We start from the raw sequence: 19,570 nt of genomic DNA, 5'->3' as shown, positions 1-19,570 counted from the left end.
ATGAACTCAACCGAACTTTTCCGCCGCGTCGTGACGCTGGCCTGTGGCGCATCGATCGTGCTCGCATTCGCCGCCTGCACGACGACGACCCGCCAGGTCTCCGATACCGCCCGGCCCATCACGCGCAACACGGCGCCGAATACGATGAGCGAACTGCGCATCGCGGATACGGCGCTCGATTCCGGCAACCTCGAACTCGCGACGAGCCTCTTCGAGAAGGCCGTGCAGGCCGATCCGAAGTCGGTGCCGGGCCTGACCGGACTCGGCAACACGCTCTATGCGGTGGGCGATTTCACGCGTGCCGGCGTCTACTATCAGCGCGCGAGCCAGAGCGATCCGAACGCGACGGCGCCGCTCATCGGCATCGCGCGCGTGGCGATCCATCAGCGCCGTTTCGACGATGCCATCGCGACCTATAAGCGCGTCCTGACCGTCTCGCCGAACGATCCGCTGGCAGCCGCGGGCCTCGGCGCCGCACTCGATTTGCAGGGCGATCACGCGCTCGCGCAGTCGGTGCTGCGCCAGGCGCTCAAGACCAATCCCGGCGATCCGGTGCTGAGCGTGAACCTCGGCCTTTCGCTGATTCTCGCCGGCAATCCGCGCGAAGGGGCGAACGTGCTGCTCGACGTGACGCGCTATCCGGCAGCGCCGCCGCAGGCACGGCAGAACCTCGCGCTCGCGTACGGCCTGCTCGGCAATACGGAAGCGGCGGCGGAAATCCTCTCGCACGATTTGCCGAAGGCGTCGGTGCAGGACAACCTGCGCTACTACGAGATCCAGCGCACGCGCATGACGCAGCCTTCCGCGCAAGCGACGCCCGCCAAGGTCGCAGCGATTCCGGCCGCAAGCGTGCGATGAAGATGAAGCCGCTCCTCGACCGGCGCCGCCAGGGCTGCCTCGCGCGCATCGCTCGCGACAGCCGGGGCATGTCCTCCATCGAATTCGCGCTCGTCGGGCCGGTCGTGATCTTCCTGACGCTCGGCACGGTGGAACTCGCGCTCGACATGATCGTCGATGCGTCGGTGCAGATCGCGGCGCAGGCGGCCTCGCGCGTCGGCCTGACGACCGTCAATCCGGCGAGCGGCACGCGCGATGATCAGGCGAAGCGCATCGTGATGGCCATCGTGGGCCGCTGGCAGAACATTGGCGGCACGGTGAGCATCTCCACGCTCAACTACGGCACCTACAGCAACGTCGGTACCAGCAACTACCAGGCGAACATGGGCAATCTCGGCGATGTCGTGTCGTACAACATCGCCGTGACCATTCCGGGCTTCTCGGGCATTCCAAAGCTTTTCGGCGTGAAGTCGATGACGTTCCAACGCAACTATCTCGTGCAAAACGAAAAATGAAAAGCACGTCTGAAACCAAACGGCTGCGGCCGTTCGTGCGCCGCTTCGTGCACCGCTTCTGGCGCTCCGAACGCGGTAACGTGGCGATCGAGTTCGTCATCGTCGTTCCGCTCTTGCTGCTCGTGCTGCTCGGCTTCACGGAGTTGTACCTGTACATGCGCGCGGTGAGCATCGTAGAGCGCACGGCGTTCACGCTCGCCGATTCGATCGGCCAGATGCAGCAGGTCATCGACGACACCTCGACCAGCAACTCGAACACCCTCGGCTCGATCTGGAAGGCGGCCACGCTGATCGCGGCGCCCAATACGCTGCAGGCGAAGGGCGGGGTCGTCGTGACCTCCGTGTGCGACCAGACGACCGGCTGCACGACGCCGCTCACGACGCCCGCCCAGTCGTGGGGAGCGGGCACGCCGCAGATCACGTGGCAGCGCAAGGCACCGTGGGCGGCTTCCGGCATGACCTCGCGGGTCACGTCCACGAACATCCTGCCGAAGACGTGGCCGTTTCGCAGCGGCGACTCGGCAATCGTCGTCGAAGTGTTCTACACGTACACGCCGTTCGCGATGACCGCGCCGTTCTGGACGAAGGCCCCCGGCACGCAGACGATCTACACGCGCGTCTACGTGCGCCAGCGCGACGGCCAGCCGCTGTTGCTCAAGGCGGCGTCATGAGGAAAGCTGCAACGAAAACGCTCTTTAAAGGCGACGATGGCGCCGTCACGATGTTGTTCGCGGTGTGCGCGAGCCTGATGATCGGCTCGATGGCGACCACGATGGACATGATCCACTACGAGATGACGCAGGCGCGTATGCAGATGGCGCTCGACGTCGCGACGCTCTCGGCGGGTGCCGATCTCTCGCACTACGCCACGACGACCGGCACCGATCTCGCGAACTGGCAGAAGGACGCACGCGCCTACTACGACGCCAACATGCCGAAGGGTTATCTCGACCTCGTGATGCCCGACAACAAGTTCGTCCCGACGGTCACCGGCTCGCCCGCGACGGGGCAGACGATCAAGCTGTCGGCGTCTGGTTCGATGCCGCTCATGGCGCCGTACATCTTCGGCAGCGACACGACGGGCGGCTCGGGCAACGGCACTGGCACGGGCGATATGCCGACCGTCGGCACCGTCACGGCGTCGAACGCGGCGCTGCGCTTGCCGAAGAGCACGCTCGAACTGGTGATGGTGCTCGACAACACTGGCTCGATGTCCGACTACGCGAGCAGCGACAAGACACAGGGCACGAAGATCGCGGGGCTGCGCGCCGCGGCGACGAACCTCGTGACGGCGCTCTTCAATCAATCGTCGAACGATTCTTACGTCGGCCTCGTGCCGTTCACGACGATGGTGAACGTCAGCAATTCGCTGACGTCGGGCGGAAGCTGGCTCACGCCGTCGTTCACTTACAACCCGCTGAACGTCTCGCTCGCGGACAATTCCAAGGTCACGCAATCGGGTTGGGACGGCTGCCCGGTCGAGCCGCGCGACGCATCGGGCAACCTGTATCCGAAGGCCTACGCGCCGAAGAGCGTGCCGGGCTTCACGCCGTTCTACTACAACGTGCCGAGCACGGGCTTCAAGGTCACGACCTACGACAACGGCAATAGTTGCAAGGTGGTCAGCACCGCGACCAACATGGGCGGCCCGCTCACGCTGCAGAACAACGGCTCACTGACGTACTGCGGCACGAAGAACGGCGCGACGATCGCAAGCGCCTGGGGCCAGCCGAGCACGAACAATCCCACGACCACGACGGTCTACCAGAACGGCAACACGAACACGACCGGTTCGAGCAACGGCCCCTGCGGCATTGAGCCCGCGACTTTCCTCACGCGCGATTCGAACGCGCTCACGGCCTCCATCGGGCGGATGAAGGCGGCCGGCTCGACCATCATTCCGACCGGCCTGCTGTGGGGCTGGCGCATGCTGTCGTCGGACTGGTCGAACGCCGTGGCGGGCAGCGGCAACGGCTGGATCTCGACGGATTCCACGCTGCCGCGGCCTGAGACCACGCAGGCGTTGCAGCGCGTCGCGATCGTGCTGACAGATGGCCAGAACGATCCGGGCAGCGCGAGCGGCATCATGCCGATGCCGTCGTTCAACGGCTTGTCGGGTGTCGGCAACAACGTGCTCAAGGCACCCACGCTCACGCGCACGGATGGTACGTCGCTCGTGAACGGGTCGATGTCGTCGGTGACGGACATCAACGCGTTCCAGCTCGGCGTCTGCACGGCGATGAAGAACAGCGGCATCATCATCTACGCGATCACGTTCGGCGCCGACGCGTCGAGCGGCGTCGCGCAGCAGGTAATGCAGTCTTGCGCGTCGCCGGGCAACTACTATCACGCGCCGACCAACGCGACGCTCGATCAGATCTTCCAGCAGATCGCGGGCAATCTCGGCATCCTGCGACTCGTGCAATGAAGCCCCGTGCCCGTGATGCAAGTCGCGGGCACGCGTGTTGCTGCGCCCTTCCGTGCAGGTCAACCTGAACTCTTTAAGGAGAGTCGACATGCCCGAGAAGAAAACCGTGGAGCGCGCCCACGCCGCCAAGCGCGCAGGCAAATCGCCGAGCACGCAGGCCGGCGCCTTCGTCGAGGAACAAATCGACCATATTCGCGAGGGCAGGCACGGCGCGAAGTCGGCCAAGCAGGCGATCGCGATCGGCCTGTCGGAAGCGCGGCGCTCAGGCGTCGGCGTGAAGGCGCCGAATAAGGGCGCCACGTCCGAAGCCACGCGCAAGAAGGCCGCGAAGGATACCGCCGCGGGCCCGCACAAGACCAAGAAGAGCGCGAGCACGGAGTCGAAGAGCAAGCGCTCGGCCGTCGCCACACGCGTGCTCAAGCGCGAAGGCACGAAGGCCGCGTCGCATACCGCGCTCTCGCGGCAGGCGCATGCAAGCGCATCGCGCCGTTCCGCTGCCGACCGTTCCGCCGCCGCGAAGAAGGGCTGGGCGACGCGCCGCAAGGCCGCTGCCGCGAAGGGCGCGAGCAGTTCAGGCCGACGGCACGCGTCGCGCTGAAGCCGGCAACATCCGCGCGAACGAGACCGCCATCGTCGCGAGCTCCTGCGCGGCGGGCGTGAGCGGCACGCCCGCGCGGCGCAGCAGGCAGACCGGCGTGCTTGCCGCGTGCTCGGCGATCGGCACAACGGTGACGTGCTCGCGGAAGAACGCATGCTCCGCTAGTCGCGCCGGTTCCAGCGCGAGATAGTCGGAGTTCGCGACGCAGTGCATCGTGTCGAACACGGCTTCGGTCGTCGCAGCGATGCGCGGCGCGTCGAGCCCGGCGGTGTCGAAGAGCATCGACAAGCGGTTCGCCGTCGATACGACCCTGCGCGGCCGCGTGCTGACCCATTCTGCATCGCTCAACTCGGCGAGGGTGCGCGCGTTGGCGAGTGGGTGACCGCGCCGCGCGATCACAGCGACCTCCGAATCGAACAGACGCGTGGTCTCCAGATCGTGCACGTCCGCTTCCTGCGAGACGAGTGCCAGCGCGAAATCGAGGCTGCCGTCGCGTACCCATGACGTCAGCACGCGCGAGGTCGCGCTCGTCAGATGCACGTCGATGCGCGGGCAGCGCTCCCGAAAACTCGCAAGCAGCGCGGGAAAGAGCCGCATCGTTGCTTCGGCGGCAAGGCCGAGCGCCACCTGTCCCGTTGATTCGCCGCGCAACTGCCGCATCTCCTCTTCTGTGCGCAGACACTCGCCGAGAATCACGTCGGCGCGCAGCCGCAAGCGTTCGCCAATCGCGGTGAGCCGCGCGCCGCGATGGCCGCGCTCGAAAAGCGGCCCGCCGACGCTCGCTTCGAGCTTGCGTAACTGCTGTGTCACGCCGCTCTGCGCGACATTTAAACTCCGCGCCGCCGCGCGCAGGCTGCCCGCTTCCGCCACCGCGATGAACATGCGCAACTGTGCAAGCGTCAATTCCACGATTCGGCCGCCCTCGTCGAGTGATCTCGAAAAGTGATCATGATAAGCAAATCGGGCCTTTTTAGTGGCGTTTTGCCGCCTTACTATCGGTTGGCGACTTCTCAAAAAACCAGCCGGCTCCCTTCGATGACCAAACTCACCTCGCTTCTGATGACTTCGACGCTCGCCGCGGTTCTTGCCGCGTCGCCCGCCTTCGCTTTCGCCAAAGACTCCAACGCACTGCGCCTCGGGATCGATCCCGGCTATCCGCCGATGGACGTGAAGACGCCGGACGGGCACGTTGCCGGCTTCGACGTCGATCTCGGCGATGAAATCTGCCGCCGCATCGCGATGCACTGCGAGTGGGTCGAGCTCGAGTTCTCGGGGATGATCCCGGCGCTGCAGGCGCGCAAGATCGACGGGATCATGTCGTCGATGGCAATCACCGACAAGCGCATGAAGCAGATCGCGTTTTCCACGAAGCTGTTCCAGTTCAAGTCGCGGCTGATCGCGAAAAGCGGCGCATCGATCACCGCGAGCGCGCAGGGGCTGCGCGGCAAGCGCATCGGCGTGCAGAGCGGCAGCCAGTTCGAAACGTATGCGCTCAAGAACTGGCAGCCGGGCGGCGTCGAAGTGGTCGCTTATCAGAGCCAGGAGGGCGTGTTCAACGACCTCGTCGCGGGGCGCATCGACGCCGCGCTGCTCGGCTCGGTGGAAGCTGAGCACGGCTTCCTGAAGACATCGCGCGGGACGGGGTTCGCGTTCGTCGGCGAGCCGCTTTCGATGGGCGATCACGGCGTCGGCATGGGCCTGCGGCAGGACGACACGGCGCTCAAGGCGAAGGTCGATCGCGCGGTCTCCGACATGCGCGCCGACGGCACATACCAGAAGATCGCCCGCAAGTATTTCGACTTCGACGTCTACGGCGACTGACGCTCTCCATTCAAGGATCATCGATGCAAACGCAACGCACGCCGCTCGTTTCGACGACGTTAGGAACCCAGCGCGAACTCGTCAGCTTTCACTTCGGCACGCCGGGCGCGGGCGAGAAGGTTTATGTACAGGCGTCGCTTCACGCCGACGAAACGCCCGCGATGCTGACCGCGTGGCAGCTCAAGCAGCGTCTGAAGAAACTCGAAGCCGATAGGCGCTTGCGCGGTGAAGTGGTGCTCGTGCCGGTGGCGAATCCGGTCGGGCTCTCGCAGCACGTGCTCGGACAGTTCCTCGGACGCTTCGAGGCGAATAGCGGCCACAACTTCAACCGCAGTTTTCCGATGCCGACCGCTGCGGCGCTGGTCACGCGCATCGGTCCGAAGTGGACGCGCGATGCAAGGGAGAACACGCGGCTTTTGCGGCGCGCATTGCGCGACATGCTGGCCGAAAGCACGGCGAAGAACGAATTCGAATCGCTGCGCCTGACGCTGCTCACGCTTGCCTCCGATGCCGATGTCATCCTCGACCTGCATTGCTCGCTCGAAGCGACGATGCATCTGTACACGAGCCCGGCGAGCTGGCCGGAGGTCGAGCCGCTTGCGCGCTACATCGGTGCGAATGGCGTGCTGCTCGCGACCGATTCGGGCGGCCAATCGTTCGACGAGATTCACACGCTGCTGTGGAACGAAGTGCGCGCGCTGCTCGGCGAGATGCCGCTCGCAGCGCCGAACGTCGCGGTGACGGTCGAGCATCGCGGACAGCGCGACGTGTCGTACGAGACGGCGCGTGAGGATGCGGATGCGATCGTCGAGTTTCTTGTGCGGCGCGGGGTGATCGAAGGCGAGGCGCGCGAGATGCCGGCGCTGCTGCACCCGGCGACGCCGCTTGCCGGCAGCGAGCAGTTCGTCGCGCCGGTGAGCGGGGTGGTGGTTTATCGTGCGGGGGTCGGGGCGCGTTTGAAGGCGGGCGATCCCGTGTTCGATATCGTCGATCCGCTGACCGATGAAGTGACGACGCTGTATGCCAAAAACGATGGCGTGTTCTACATGCGGCGGGCGATCCGGTTCGCGTATGCGGGCGCGCCGATGGGGCGCGTTTCAGGCGAGAAGGCGTTCCGGACCGGGGTGTTGATCGGGGCTTAGAAGGCCGATCACGATTCCGCGCTTTCGGTCGTGGCAGGGCGCCTAAGAAACTGCACGCCTTCGAGATGCAGCGTCAACGCCATCGCCGCCGCAATCGATGTTTCGACGATCAGCGCCGTCGCGGCGGCGCCTTGTTCGCCGAACAGCTTCGCAAGCACCGCGAGCAAGCCGAAGTTGAGCACGGCCGATGCGATCAGCACACGGCTGAATGCCGAGTTCATGCCGAGCGGAAGCATGGTCTGAACGCCAAACAGATCGGACAGGCTCGACATTAGCGGTACGAACGCCATCCATCGCAGCACGTCGACGGTAGGCTCGTATTGCGGCCCGTAGAGCAGCTTCACTGCGAGCGGCGCGCCGAAGAAAATGCATAGCGAGATCATCGACGCGATGCCGCCCTGCAGGACGAACATCTTGCGCAAAAAGACGAACGCTTCGTCGCGCGCGTGATGCATCAGAAAGCTCACGCGCGGATAAGCGGCGGTTCTCAGCGGCTGCAACATCCCGAGCGCCGCGCGGATGAGCTTGTCGCCCGCGGCGAAGTAGCCGCCCGCCACGTTGCCCGCCATGAGCGTCAGCAGCACGATATTGCTCGACGCATAGATCTCGACGAGCGACGTCGCGATGAACACGCTCCATCCTTCCCTCAGCCGTGCCAGCGCAGCCTTGACCGACACCGGCACGAAGTCGATCTCGCGGCGGAAATAGAGGAACGTGCAGATCGCGATGCCGGACAACAGCGGCACCAGCGTGTTGACCAGCATCGCGATGTAGACATCGTCGCGATGACGCACGAACAGATACATCGCGGGCACGCTGAGCGCACGGCCCGCGAACACGAAAATGCTGATCGGCGCGAGATCTTCCACACCCTGGAAGTACCATGTCGGAATCAGCATCGCACCGACGGCCATGCCGAAGCCGGTCAGAAGCAGGTCACGGTTCTCGGCGAGCTGGGGCACGGTGAACGTCAGCGCCAGCAGTACGAGAAAGCTGCTGACCACGAGCAGTACCTGCGCCGACATCGTTTCCCAGAAGACTCGCGAACGCGTCGCGCGGTCGTCCCGGTTGATCGATATTTTCGGCGTGGCCGTGAGCGAGAAGCTGAAATTCGTCAGCGTGATGAAGTAAGCGGTGAACGCCAGCGCGAATGAAAGACGTCCGTATTCGTTCGGACCGAGCACGCGCGCGAGCCACGGCAGAGTCAGAAGCGGTGCCAGGTAAGTGGACACCTGCAACGTCATCAGGATCGTGAAGTTCCTCTTGAATGAAGCCATTGAACGGTTTTGTCCTCGGCATCAAATGATGCCGTATGTGAAGTATCGACTATGCGCCCAGCTTCAGCTTTTCCCACTTGAGGTCGGAAAAACAAGGTCCTTGCGTGGCTTCGCTGAACTTGACGTCGTTGTGTTCCGCGTTCCACTCCATCAGCATGACTTGCTCGTCGGCATCGACGGTCACATCCCAACCTATGCAGCGCGCGTACGGCACCTTTGCATGCAACTCGATCACCTTGCGCACGCACTGCTCGTATGCTGGTAGCGTCACGCCTTCGAATCGCGTCCTGGAATCGGGATGCGCGTCGACACCGATCCAGTCGCTTGAATATCCCTCGCGATTTAACCGTCCGCTTGCGAGATCGGCAGGGACGCAGATTTCGCTGTCGGGGCGGATGAATGAATCGGTGGTCCGGCCGAGTCGAAGGAAGCAGGCGCGCAGCGAGATATCGCCCGCATTGTCGACGACGGTGGTGAGACGTACCGTCGCGACCGCCTTCGACGCAAACTGGCGAAACGACTCATGCTGGACGATGAATCGTTGCAGTACGCCGTTGCCCAGTTGCTTGATGCGCGCCACGTCGAAGTTCGCGCGGTTCAGGAAGAAGACGCCGCGTCCCTGCGAAGACTGGTCTAGTTTGAAGACGACCGTATCCGTCCTGGAGAACAACGACTCTGCCACCTTCGCGTCGGGAATCGCAACGTGATCGGCGGAGAAGAACATGCCGTTCACGTAGTAGCCGATGTCCGGAAACACGTCATCGTGAAAGAGCAGTCTCGCAAGCGGCTTCAGGTGAGAGATCTTGCCATACATGCCCTTCATCTTCGGCACGACGACCCAGCCGTAATAGTTGTCCGGGATCCAGCCTTCCTTGAAGGTCCGGTTAAAGGCCGTGTAGGCGTGAAGCCAGGGCGCATAGCACGTGTCGCCGAAGACATCGCGGGCGTAGGCATCCGCTAGCCGCATTTGAGCAGGATCGGTCTTGCCATGCTTCTCTTCGATGGCGCGGAGGATCTTGCCCGCTTCCACATGATGCTTCCAGTCGAATCTTCGACGTGAGAGGTTCTCCCACGAATGCTTAACGAGGCGCTTGACTTGCACAGCGTTGTCACCTCTAAGAAGGTTGTTGTCTGATGAAACATTCTTTGGCCCGAGCGCTTGATTGTGCCTTCATCGAGGTCGATGCAGCGTCACGACATGACGTGATCGCGGCGCGGCTCCGCGAGCATGCGCGGAGCAGTGCGCATCGCATATTCCGCGCGATCGAGAGCTAACAACGCGTCGTTGCTTCAGGTCCGACCAAGGGAGCCGTGCGGAGATGTTCAAGCGGCGAATGTTTAGCGCAGGCGCACTGTCGTATCGAACATCAGCGCATGCGAGTGTTTAACACACTTCTTCGCTCCAGTCTGTGCGCCGACGATGATAAGAAATTCGCTATGGCATGTGATGCAACAAAAAGCATTCAAGCAAACGTTAGCTTGGTGGCCTCGGACGTTCCGACTCGACCGAATGTGATTCAGCCTTACGTCTACTTGGCGAAGTCGTCATGACTTCGCGTTATTGACCAGAAAGCCCACGGAAAGAAAGGGGCGTGGTTATTTTTATTGATCGTGAAAGCGCATAACGCGGCTCTGTTCGTTTCCACGAGGAGCGTGTTAATGACGTAAGCGATGGACCAGGCAGAAGCGCTCCGATCAGGCGATGGAATAGACAGGGGAGTTCTGGAATGTATGCGACATACAAGGTGGCATCGTCGGTATGCGCTCTAACTCGTCGCGTCATCAGGTTGTTCACCGTCTTCGTTTGCCAATGCGTCGACTCGTTCGAAGATGGCACCGCGTGGTGCTGAAGGATCGGCGATCGGCGCAAAGGCGAGTTTTCTGGCTTCCTTCGCTCCGATGCCAAAGGCGCGCATGAGCGCAAACATCGATTGCTCGGAGTAGTCGACAGGCGCGTCGCCAGATAGCAACGTTTCGATGCCGTACATGATCGAGCCGAGCGCAATATCGCGCGCGACAACCACATCCGCTACGTCGAATCGACCGGCATCGACAGCCATCTGCAGATCTCGCGTGAGGTACTCGTCGAGCAAGCGGCCTCGCGATCCCCGTTTCGTGCCCACCCGCGTGATGAACGCGCCCCACAGCGGATACCGTGCCGCCATCCCCATATAAAGCCGCGAACCCACTACCACGCGCTGCGCCGGATCATCGATCGCGCGCACGAGCGGATCGATGACCGCGAGCACTTCATCGCTGCTTTCGCCTGCCACCGCCGACAGGAGTTCTGCAGTCGTGCGGAAGTAGTTGTAGAACGTCCCGCGTGCGACTCCCGCCGCTGCGATGAAATCGTCGATCGTCGGGGCGTCCGCTCCCTTCTCGGCAAAAACCGCCAACGCACTTTCGATCAGACGAATGCGGGTCTTTTCCCGTCGCAACGCACCCACGCGAGTTCGATGATTTTCACTCGATTCTGTCGCTTCCATTGGCTGTCCCGTTGATCTGGTTTGATTTTAGCAGCGCGAGCGCCCTGCGGGTTTGTCCTATGTTGATTCATATTGACGAGATTGTCATTTTGCATAAAATTGGAACTGACAAATTCGTCAACACGAGATTCAGCAATCCCGAGTCGTCTTTTCGCTCGGGTCACAGGAGGCAGATATGCGGTTCGTCAGTTTCGAAAGGAATGGCAAGGCAACCCTCGGCGTTCGGGAAGGAGATTATGTGCGCGTCATCGGCGACGAGTCGCTGGAGTCGCTCCTCGCTCGCGGCGTCCGTCTCGATGAGTATGCGAAGACAAACGCAACGGAGGACAAAGTGCCTGCCGCCGGCCTGAAGTACCTTCCGCCGCTGCAAAAGCCGCCGAAGATCGTTTGCGTGGGTTTGAACTACGCCGACCACACGAAGGAAAGCAAGTACGAACAGCCTGATTACCCGACCCTGTTCCTGCGCGTCAACACGAGTCTCATCGCGCACGAGCAGCCGATGATTCGTCCGAATGTGACCGATTCCGAAGGCCTCGATTACGAAGGCGAGGTCGCCGTCGTGTTAGGCAAGGGAGGCCGCCATATTTCGAAGGCAGACGCGCTCTCGCACGTAGCGGGCTATGCGCTCTTCAACGACGGCTCGGTGCGCGAGTATCAGTTCAAGACACCGCAGTGGACCGTCGGCAAGAATTTCGATGGCACGGGCGCATTCGGTCCCGATCTCGTTACCGCCGACGAGTTGCCCGCAGGCGCGAAAGGCTTGCTGCTGGAAACGCGCGTGAACGGTGAAGTGGTTCAGTCGGCCAGCACCGACGACATGGTCTTCGACGTCGCGACGCTCATCAGCGTGATCAGCGAAGCCATCACGCTCGAACCGGGTGACGTGATCGTGACCGGTACGCCGTCAGGCATTGGCTGGGCTCGCACGCCGCGGCTTCTGATGAAAGCGGGAGACGTATGCGAAGTGTCGGTCGAGAAGATCGGCACCCTGCGCAATGTCATCGCTGACGAAGCCGCACACTAATTCCTCGTCCGCGAAGCCGGACGCAGAGCCGGCGCTTATCGAACATGGAGACACAGTCATGAGCGACCCTACCGTAGCATCCGCATCCGCGAGTGTTCACTCGATCGATCACTTTGCGCTCAACGTTCCCTCGCTGGCTGACGCCGGGCGCTTTTTCGAAGCGTTCGGTCTCGACGTGGCAGCGACGGACAAAGAACTTGAACTGCGCGCAGCCGATGGACATCGCTGGGCGCGCATCTTCCCTGCGTCGAGAAAGTCGCTGGCGTATTTGAGTTTCAACTGCTTCGAAGAGGATTTCGCAGCGATCCGCGAACAGGTCGAGGCGGCAGGCGCGGACCTGGTTGCATCACCCAATCAAGACGTCTGGTTCCGCGATCCGGACGGCAACCTGATCCAGGTAAAGATCGGACCGAAGACGACGCCATTCCATAAGGAACCATGCGTCGTCGCATCGAGCAACGCGGACCAGCGCGGTGCGCACATGCGCTCGGAAGCGAAGACCGTGCGTCCGAGGCGTCTTTCGCATGTGTTGCTCTTCTCGCCCGACGTACTTGGCGCGCTCGATTTCTATGGCAAGGCGCTCGGCCTGCGTTTGTCGGACAAGTCGCTCGACATCATCGCGTTCACACATGCGCCGCATGGCAGCGACCATCATCTGGTTGCGTTCGCCAAGAGCAGCGCGCGCGGCTGGCACCACGCGGCTTGGGACGTCGACAACGTGAACCTCGTCGGTCAAGGTGCATCGCAGATGGCCGCGGCCGGCTTTACAAAGGGCTGGGGTACCGGCAGACACGTGCTGGGCTCGAACTACTTCCACTACGTCCAGGACCCGTGGGGTTCGTTCTGCGAGTACTCCGCCGACATCGATTTCGTGTCTGCAGGCCAGGCGTGGGCCGCTGGCGACTTCGCGCCGGAAGACTCGCTCTATTTGTGGGGCCCGCCGGTCCCCGACGACTTCATCCATAACACCGAAGCCGGCGTCGTTTCAGAAGACTGATCGCTTCACACCCTTTGCATCGATTCGATGGCTGCCGGTTCATCCGGCGCCAGGGCACAACTCGCTCTTTTTTCCGCAGGTGAACCGAAATGACAGATCAAACCATCCTCGACGTCGCGATTGTTGGATACGGACCGGTCGGGCAGTCTCTCTCAATTCTCCTTGGAGAACGCGGCTATAACGTCGCGGTCTTCGATCGCTGGCCTTCGCTGTATCCGCTTCCGCGTGCGGTATTTCACGACCACGAGATTCGCCGCGTATTTCATGCGATGGATATGGGAGAAGAGGTCGAGCGCATCTCGCAACCTTCGTCCAAGTATCAGTGGTTCAACGCGGACTGGAAGACGCTCGTCGAAATCGACTGGTCGGCGGAATCGATCAGCGATGGCCCGGTGGGCTACCTCTTCAATCAGCCATCGCTCGAAGCGCTGCTGGACAAGAAGGCAAAGTCGCTTCCGAATGTCTCCGTGCAACAAGGCTGGGAAGCAACCGAACTGCGGCAGTTGTCCGATTGCTGCGAATTGACCCTGCGTCGCGGCGTGATGAACGGCGCGAGTTGGGACCCAACCGGCGAGACGCAGACGGTGCGCGCACGCTACATCGTCGGGGCCGACGGCGCGAACAGCTTCGTCCGCAAGTCGCAGAAGATCGATTTCGATGATCTCGGCTTCCAGGAAGACTGGCTCGTCATCGATCTGAAGCCGAACGATGGCGTGAAGCTCGACGTGCCCGATATCGGCCAGTGGTGCAACCCGGCGCGGCCGACGACGATGGTGCCGGGCGGCCCGGGCTTCCGTCGCTGGGAGTTCATGCGTCTGCCGCACGAATCGATCGAAGACCTGCAAAAGCCGGAGAAGGTGTGGGAACTGCTTTCGCCTTGGGTCACGCCAGAGAACGCAACGCTCGTGCGCTATGCCGTCTACAAGTTCCGCTCGCTGATCGCGAGAAACTGGCATAGCGGGCGCGTGGTGCTCGCGGGCGACGCTGCCCACCAAATGCCGCCGTTCATGGGACAGGGCATGTGCTCCGGCGTCCGGGACGCATGCAATCTCGCTTGGCGTTTCGACCTGATCCTCAAGGGCATTTCATCGGATCGTGTGCTCGAAGGGTATACGCCTGAGCGTCGTCCGCAAGTGCGTGCGGTGATCGATGCATCCATCGCGATGGGTCAGGTCGTCTGCATCTCGGACAAGAAAGAGGCGGCTCGGCGCGACGAAGCGTATCTCGCGGGCGACGTGCCTCCGCTGCCGCCGTTCCCGGGCCTGACCGATGGCCTGATCTGCAAGGACCCTGGATTCGCCTGCGAAAGCGTGGCCGGACTGCTGAGCGTTCATGGCCAGGTAAGCAACCTCGGCGAAGCATCCCGCTACGACGACGCAGTGCCCAACGGGTTTCACGTCATCGCGCTCGATGCACACCCGAACCGGTATCTCGACGCGCAAGGCAAGGCGGCTCTTGCTGCCATCGGCGGGCGCTCGATCGGCATCACGACCGACGCGGACAAAGCGGTCAAGGACCGGGTGCTGCTCGACGTCAGCGGCAAGTACAAGCAGTTCTTCGATGAGCACGGCGTTAAAGCCATCGTCGTGCGGCCCGACTTTTACATCTTCGGCGGCGTGAAGACACTCGAGCAACTGCCGGCGTTGTTGAGCGATCTCGTGTCGCGGCTTTCGATCGACGAGAACGCAGAAGCGACTGTCTTCTGACTTCAAACAAGAGGAAGAGAACATGAGGAAGACACTAAGCGCGCTGGCCGCTGCATGCGCGCTCACCCCGCACGCCCAAGCGCAAAGCAGCGTGACGCTGTTCGGCATTCTCGACGTCGGCGTGAGCTATGTGAGCAACGAAAACGGCAGCCACAACTTCAAAGCCGACGATTCGATCTGGACGCCCAGCATCTGGGGCATCCGTGGCGTCGAAGATCTGGGCGGAGGCTACAAGACCCTCTTTGAGCTTGCGTCACAGTTTTCGGTGAACAGCGGCGGGGGCATCCCGGGACCGAACGCCGACTTCAACCGACAGGCTTTCGTCGGTCTGTCGAAGGACGACGTGGGGCGCATAACGTTCGGCCAGCAATACAACCTGATGGCTGATTTCCTCTTCTTCCCGCCCGCGAGACTGGATGGAGCCTTCACCTATGGCGGCCTTTACAACATGCGCCAGGGGCCTTTTGCCGCGCTCGGCATTCCCCAGAATCCGACCGGCTCGTTCGACTTCGACCAGACCGGCGGAACGTCACGCGTGTCGAACTCAGTCAAGATCGTATCGGCGACCTTCGCTGGTTTAAGGCTTGGTGCACTCTACGGCTTCGGTAATACGCCCGGATCGTTTTCCGCTAACAACACGATCGGCTTCGGCGTGAACTACTCGATTGGCGGCTTCGGTATCGCGGCTGCTTACAACGAAACCAAGTACGCGGCGTTGAACGAAGGCCACGACGGAATCCGCAATTTTGGAGGCGGGCTCAGTCAGAGCATCGACGACGTGTATCTCAACGCGCTCTATACCAACACGCGCAATACGCTGACGGGCGGTGTAGTCCAGGCGGTTCAGGTCGGAGGGCTGTACACCTTCATGCCGGACATTCGGTTCGGCGCGAACTATCAGTACATGAAGGGCAACGCGCAACTGAGCCACAACAGGGCTCAGCAAGTCACGAGCGTAGCCCAGTATCTCCTCTCCAAGCGCACGACGTTGTACGCCGAAGCGGTCTATCAGTGGACGGGCGGCGACGTCGAAGGCGGACACAACGCCTGGATCAACGGTGCGGGTCAATCGAGCACTACGCATCAGGTCATCGGCCGCCTCGGCTTGCAGACTTCTTTTTGACACGTATTGCGTTCATAAAGCGTGCGCGAATTCGTCGTGCCGCCGCCGCTCAACGATTTGGAGACTACACACATGGAACACAACACCGGTTCAAGGTGGGATACCGCCTATGAGTGGAAAGCCTTGGCCTTACTATCTCTTGGCTTCGGACTGGTCGGCATCGATCGATTCATGATCATGCCGCTCTTTCCCGTCATGATGACGGATCTGCATTTGGACTATCAGGATCTCGGGCACATCACCGGCGCGCTCGCCGTCGCATGGGGCATCTCGGCGATGTTCATGGGCAACCTGTCCGATCGCATAGGCCACCGCAAGGTCATCATTCCGGCGATCATCGTGTTTTCGTTGCTGGCGGGCTTGAGTGGTTTAGCAACAGGCGTCGGCTCGCTAATCCTGATACGCGCCGTGATGGGCTTTGCCGAGGGCGCGTACACGCCCGCGAGCATTATCGCGACTCTCGACGCATCCAGGCCCACGCGTCACGGGCGCAACATCGGCATTCAGCAGATGGCGCTGCCGCTCTTTGGTTTGGGCATCGCGCCGATCCTCGTCACGCAGTTGCTCAAAGTTCTGCCGTGGCACTGGATTTTCGCGGTGGTATCGATTCCTGGTTTGCTGGTTGCTTACCTGATGTTCAAGGTGTTGCGCAATACTCAAGCTTCGTCCGCTGCACCGCACACGGCGACGCACGATGCCATCACCCACAAGTGGACCGATGTTTTTCGCTATCGGAACATACCGTTGAACATCGTCGGCATGTTGTGCTGGCTGACGTGCCTCGTCGTACTTAGCGCGCTTTTCCCAAGCTACCTGATCGACTATCTCCACCTGAGCATGCAGCAGATGGGCTACGTGCTTTCGGCGATCGGTTTCGGCGGCACGCTTGGCACCCTCGTGATGCCGGCTCTTTCCGATAGACTGGGCAGAAAGCCGGTCATGATCTTCTCGGTAGTCGGCGCGGCCGTCTTCCTGTTCCTTCTCATGCGAACCGGTGCGAGCCCGTCGATGCTTTTCACGTACCTAACGCTCACGCTTCTTTTCGTCTTCAGCATGATCACGCTGACAGTGGGACCCTTGAGCGCGGAATCGGTGCCGGCGAAGTTGATGTCGACGGCTTCAGGGCTGGTGGTCGGCATCGGCGAAGTGTTCGGAGGCGGACTTGCCCCGGCGATAGCGGGTTACATCGCGAAGCATTTCGGCATTCAGTACATCATGCATCTCGGGTTGGCCGCGCTCGCGATAGGGTTTGTCGTGGCGCTCAGTCTGAAGGAGACAGCACCGTCGCGGAGGAGCGTGCAGGCACCAGCCGTCGCATTGGACTGATCGCGTGATGCGTTCATACTTAGCCTCGGCGGTCCGATCGTTTCACCGAGGCACGGGCGCTCCAAATCGAGCATACAGGGAGGGCTGGATGCCAGGAAAAAACGCGATTCGCGCCACCGGAGTGGAGCTTTACTACGAAGCATTCGGTTCGCGTATGGACCCCGCGGCGCTTCTGGTGATGGGAAACAGCGCACCGGGACTCGTCTGGCCCGACGAATTCTGCGCGATGCTTGCGGCGTCCGGTCTATATGCGATACGTTTCGACGCCCGTGATACGGGGCTCTCGACGTATGTCGACTTTAACCAGGCGCCATACACGCTGGACGACCTCGTCGAAGATGCGTTTGCGCTTCTGGATGGCATTGGAGTGAGTCGGCCCCATGTCATCGGGTTATCTCAAGGTGGGGTCATCGGATACCGGATGGCTATCAAGCGGCCTCAACGTTTGCTGAGCCTTGCCGTCATGATGTCGTCGGCGGATTTGCGACCAAAGAACGACGCGTTCGCAGGCTCGGATGCAAGGGAGGGCGAACTTCCTCGTCCGTCGCCCGACTATGTCGCAAAGGTGGTCGCGCTCAACGCGAACGCGCCAACCACCATCAGCCAAGTCGTAGAGCGATTCGTCGAAAACTTTCGACTCGCCGCCGGTCCTCGGTCGCCTTTCGATGAAGGCGCCTGGCAGGCGCTAGGTCGTGCGTTCGCGGAACTGCCCTGTCGCGTAACGACGGACTGTCGCCCACGCTCGCGAACAATAGCAATCATGCGTTAGCACAGAAACGGACGCCAGCGCTCACTCCCGACGAACTCGCATCGATCAAACTGCCGGTGCTTGTCATTCAAGGCAGCGACGACCCGATTTTCCCCGTCGAGCATGCCAGATGGGCTGCGTCGGTCATCCCGGGTGCGCGATTGCACGTGATCGATGCAATGGGGCATGCGCTGGACCCCGCATTCTTCAATTCCATAGTTGGCGCGTTGAACGATTTCTACGGACAAAACGACGGACGCGCTCGCGATCCGCAATCCTGACATGCTGGAAGGACGCGGACCGCTCAGACTCACGGGAAATCAGCGTTCTGAGACTTGAAGGTGCCCAGCCTCATTGCAAGGCGCCGTGCACATTCCAGTCCGAACGCGGTGGGTGCGACGCCGCGATCGTGCTGCACATCGAAACCCATTCGCCATGCTGCAATTCTCTTGCCGTAACACGTGAGAGCGTCGAGTGATTGCATCACGAAGACAATCGCCGGTAGAGTCTGGGCATACAGTGCTTCGGCTCTTTGCTCGCGCCCGTCAGCGAACGCCTGTTGTATCGCGACCTGCCAGTCGAATGTGTCCGGCGCAACGATCAGTCCGGCGCATCCGGCGCGCAGGTTGTCGACAAGTTCCTGTCCACCCCTGCCATTGAATACCGGCAGCGTATGACCGAGCGCGTGCAGTCGGTCGATGGTGCGCTCAATGGTGGTCGCAGGTCCCTCGCCTTTGAGCAGGCGAAAATTCGGACATCGACTCGCAAGCGCCACAATCGATTCCGCCGACAGACCGACGCCGAGGTATTCCGGCGCGTTCTGGATGCCGACCGGAACGCGTGTGCGCTGCATCACCGCAGCGAAGAAGTCGAAGTAGAACGACTCCGGCTTGTCTCGCATCGAAGGCGGCTGAAGAATCAACCACGAAGCGCCACGCTCGACAGCGTAATCAGCCAGTGCGACTTGCGCATCCACGGTGTCGCCCGTGATCGTGACGACGAGCGGTACGCGTGCTGCGAGGTCTGCGCTGGTCCAGTCGATCAGTTGATGTTTCTCATCGAGCGTGAGCCGATGTACTTCTGTCGCGAGACCGAGTATGACGATGCTCCGCGCGCCAGCCGCGATCGTCGCATCGATCTGCGTGCGCAGTGCCTGGCGATCCAATTGGTTACGGGCGTCGAAATATGCATAGAGTACGGGCCAGATCCCGCTCGGGGAAGAATGGGTGTCAGGTGCCATTGATGTCATTTGCCGTCAAGTTTGGTTCAGTGGGAGTCGCGCGGCACCGGAGCGCCGCTCGATCCGACCAGAAAGTCGAGGTCCGCGCCCTGATCCGCTTGCAACACGTGTTCGACGTAGAGCTTGTAGTAACCGCGGGCGGGCGGCGTCGGCGGCTGCCAGGCAGCACGGCGACGCGCGAGTTCTTCGTCGGTGACTTCCAGATGCAGACGGCGCGCGTCGACGTCGAGTTCGATCATGTCGCCGGTCTGCACGAACGCGAGCGGTCCGCCCGCCGCCGCTTCCGGCGAGACGTGCAGCAC

General features: G+C 61.9%; 18 protein-coding genes and 1 pseudogene. 13 read left to right on the top strand and 6 right to left on the bottom strand.

Annotated elements, in window-relative coordinates; all coding sequences use genetic code 11:
• The 5 genes from AWB67_RS16725 (at position 1) to AWB67_RS16705 (ending at position 4,378) form a co-directional block, all read left to right on the top strand.
• Positions 1 to 858 carry a tetratricopeptide repeat protein gene (locus tag AWB67_RS16725; RefSeq protein WP_087657370.1) on the top strand — a complete coding sequence of 286 codons (858 nt, stop codon included), beginning with the start codon at positions 1 to 3 and terminating at the stop codon, positions 856 to 858.
• Positions 855 to 1,352, top strand: coding sequence for a TadE/TadG family type IV pilus assembly protein (locus AWB67_RS16720; protein ID WP_235025198.1), 498 nt, complete (start codon positions 855 to 857; stop codon positions 1,350 to 1,352). Before AWB67_RS16725 ends, AWB67_RS16720 begins: the two co-directional genes overlap by 4 nt.
• Positions 1,349 to 2,023 (top strand): TadE/TadG family type IV pilus assembly protein, encoded by a 675-nt coding sequence (locus AWB67_RS16715; protein ID WP_087657369.1) that lies wholly within the window; start codon positions 1,349 to 1,351, stop codon positions 2,021 to 2,023. The genes AWB67_RS16720 and AWB67_RS16715 overlap by 4 nt, the downstream gene beginning before the upstream one ends.
• Positions 2,020 to 3,780 carry a TadE/TadG family type IV pilus assembly protein gene (locus AWB67_RS16710; protein WP_235025197.1) on the top strand — a complete coding sequence of 587 codons (1,761 nt, stop codon included), beginning with the start codon at positions 2,020 to 2,022 and terminating at the stop codon, positions 3,778 to 3,780. Before AWB67_RS16715 ends, AWB67_RS16710 begins: the two co-directional genes overlap by 4 nt.
• An 88-nt stretch (positions 3,781 to 3,868) precedes the next feature.
• Positions 3,869 to 4,378, top strand: a complete 510-nt coding sequence (locus AWB67_RS16705) for a DUF6496 domain-containing protein (protein ID WP_087657368.1) — start codon at positions 3,869 to 3,871, stop codon at positions 4,376 to 4,378.
• Here the strand turns inward: AWB67_RS16705 and AWB67_RS16700 are convergent.
• Entirely contained in the window at positions 4,352 to 5,287 is a 936-nt protein-coding gene (locus AWB67_RS16700) for a LysR substrate-binding domain-containing protein (RefSeq protein WP_087657367.1), read from the bottom strand. The two genes, AWB67_RS16705 and AWB67_RS16700, sit on opposite strands and share 27 nt — an antisense overlap.
• 126 nt (positions 5,288 to 5,413) lie before the next feature.
• Between AWB67_RS16700 and AWB67_RS16695 the strand changes: the two genes are divergently transcribed.
• Together AWB67_RS16695 and AWB67_RS16690 are read left to right on the top strand one after the other, a co-directional pair.
• Entirely contained in the window at positions 5,414 to 6,199 is a 786-nt protein-coding gene (locus AWB67_RS16695; protein ID WP_087657366.1) for a transporter substrate-binding domain-containing protein, read from the top strand.
• A gap of 23 nt (positions 6,200 to 6,222) precedes the next feature.
• Entirely contained in the window at positions 6,223 to 7,341 is a 1,119-nt protein-coding gene (locus AWB67_RS16690) for a succinylglutamate desuccinylase/aspartoacylase family protein (protein WP_087657365.1), read from the top strand.
• Between the two features lie 8 nt (positions 7,342 to 7,349).
• Here AWB67_RS16690 and AWB67_RS16685 read toward each other — a convergent pair whose 3' ends face one another.
• The 3 genes from AWB67_RS16685 to AWB67_RS16675 all read right to left on the bottom strand — a co-directional run bounded on the left by AWB67_RS16685 (position 7,350) and on the right by AWB67_RS16675 (position 11,104).
• The gene (locus tag AWB67_RS16685) at positions 7,350 to 8,618 is read right to left on the bottom strand and encodes a flippase (RefSeq protein WP_087657364.1); all 1,269 of its coding nucleotides are present in this window, start codon (positions 8,616 to 8,618) and stop codon (positions 7,350 to 7,352) included.
• A gap of 49 nt (positions 8,619 to 8,667) precedes the next feature.
• Positions 8,668 to 9,720: a sugar-transfer associated ATP-grasp domain-containing protein gene (locus AWB67_RS16680; RefSeq protein ID WP_235025196.1), complete on the bottom strand. Its 1,053-nt coding sequence runs from the start codon at positions 9,718 to 9,720 to the stop codon at positions 8,668 to 8,670.
• Positions 9,721 to 10,384: 664 nt separating this feature from the next.
• Positions 10,385 to 11,104 carry a TetR/AcrR family transcriptional regulator gene (locus AWB67_RS16675; protein ID WP_087657363.1) on the bottom strand — a complete coding sequence of 240 codons (720 nt, stop codon included), beginning with the start codon at positions 11,102 to 11,104 and terminating at the stop codon, positions 10,385 to 10,387.
• 175 nt (positions 11,105 to 11,279) lie between these two features.
• Here AWB67_RS16675 and AWB67_RS16670 point away from each other — a divergent pair, with 175 nt between their 5' ends.
• From AWB67_RS16670 to AWB67_RS16645, 6 genes are all read left to right on the top strand, one after another.
• A complete protein-coding gene (locus tag AWB67_RS16670) occupies positions 11,280 to 12,128 on the top strand; it encodes a fumarylacetoacetate hydrolase family protein (RefSeq protein ID WP_087657362.1) in 849 nt (282 codons plus the stop codon).
• Positions 12,129 to 12,186: 58 nt separating this feature from the next.
• A complete protein-coding gene (locus tag AWB67_RS16665) occupies positions 12,187 to 13,125 on the top strand; it encodes a VOC family protein (protein ID WP_087657361.1) in 939 nt (312 codons plus the stop codon).
• 89 nt (positions 13,126 to 13,214) lie between these two features.
• Positions 13,215 to 14,831, top strand: coding sequence for a bifunctional 3-(3-hydroxy-phenyl)propionate/3-hydroxycinnamic acid hydroxylase MhpA (mhpA, locus tag AWB67_RS16660; protein WP_087657360.1), 1,617 nt, complete (start codon positions 13,215 to 13,217; stop codon positions 14,829 to 14,831).
• 22 nt (positions 14,832 to 14,853) lie between these two features.
• Positions 14,854 to 15,954: a porin gene (locus AWB67_RS16655; RefSeq protein ID WP_087657359.1), complete on the top strand. Its 1,101-nt coding sequence runs from the start codon at positions 14,854 to 14,856 to the stop codon at positions 15,952 to 15,954.
• A gap of 72 nt (positions 15,955 to 16,026) precedes the next feature.
• On the top strand, positions 16,027 to 17,280 hold the full coding sequence (locus AWB67_RS16650; RefSeq protein ID WP_087657460.1) for an MFS transporter: 1,254 nt from the start codon (positions 16,027 to 16,029) through the stop codon (positions 17,278 to 17,280).
• An 88-nt stretch (positions 17,281 to 17,368) separates the two neighbouring features.
• Positions 17,369 to 18,049: an alpha/beta fold hydrolase gene (locus AWB67_RS16645; protein ID WP_087657358.1), complete on the top strand. Its 681-nt coding sequence runs from the start codon at positions 17,369 to 17,371 to the stop codon at positions 18,047 to 18,049.
• Between the two features lie 289 nt (positions 18,050 to 18,338).
• Here the strand turns inward: AWB67_RS16645 and AWB67_RS16635 are convergent, their stop codons facing one another.
• Complete coding sequence (locus AWB67_RS16635) at positions 18,339 to 19,268, bottom strand: dihydrodipicolinate synthase family protein (protein ID WP_235025194.1); 930 nt, start codon at positions 19,266 to 19,268, stop codon at positions 18,339 to 18,341.
• A gap of 26 nt (positions 19,269 to 19,294) precedes the next feature.
• Positions 19,295 to 19,570 (bottom strand): annotated as a pseudogene (locus tag AWB67_RS16630) (dihydroxy-acid dehydratase domain-containing protein); the annotation flags it as partial.

The sequence above is a fragment of the Caballeronia terrestris genome, from assembly GCF_001544515.1.
Taxonomy (GTDB): Bacteria; Pseudomonadota; Gammaproteobacteria; order Burkholderiales; family Burkholderiaceae; genus Caballeronia; species Caballeronia terrestris.
Note: the sequence above shows the minus strand (reverse complement) of the source record. Positions and strands in the feature narration are given on the sequence as shown.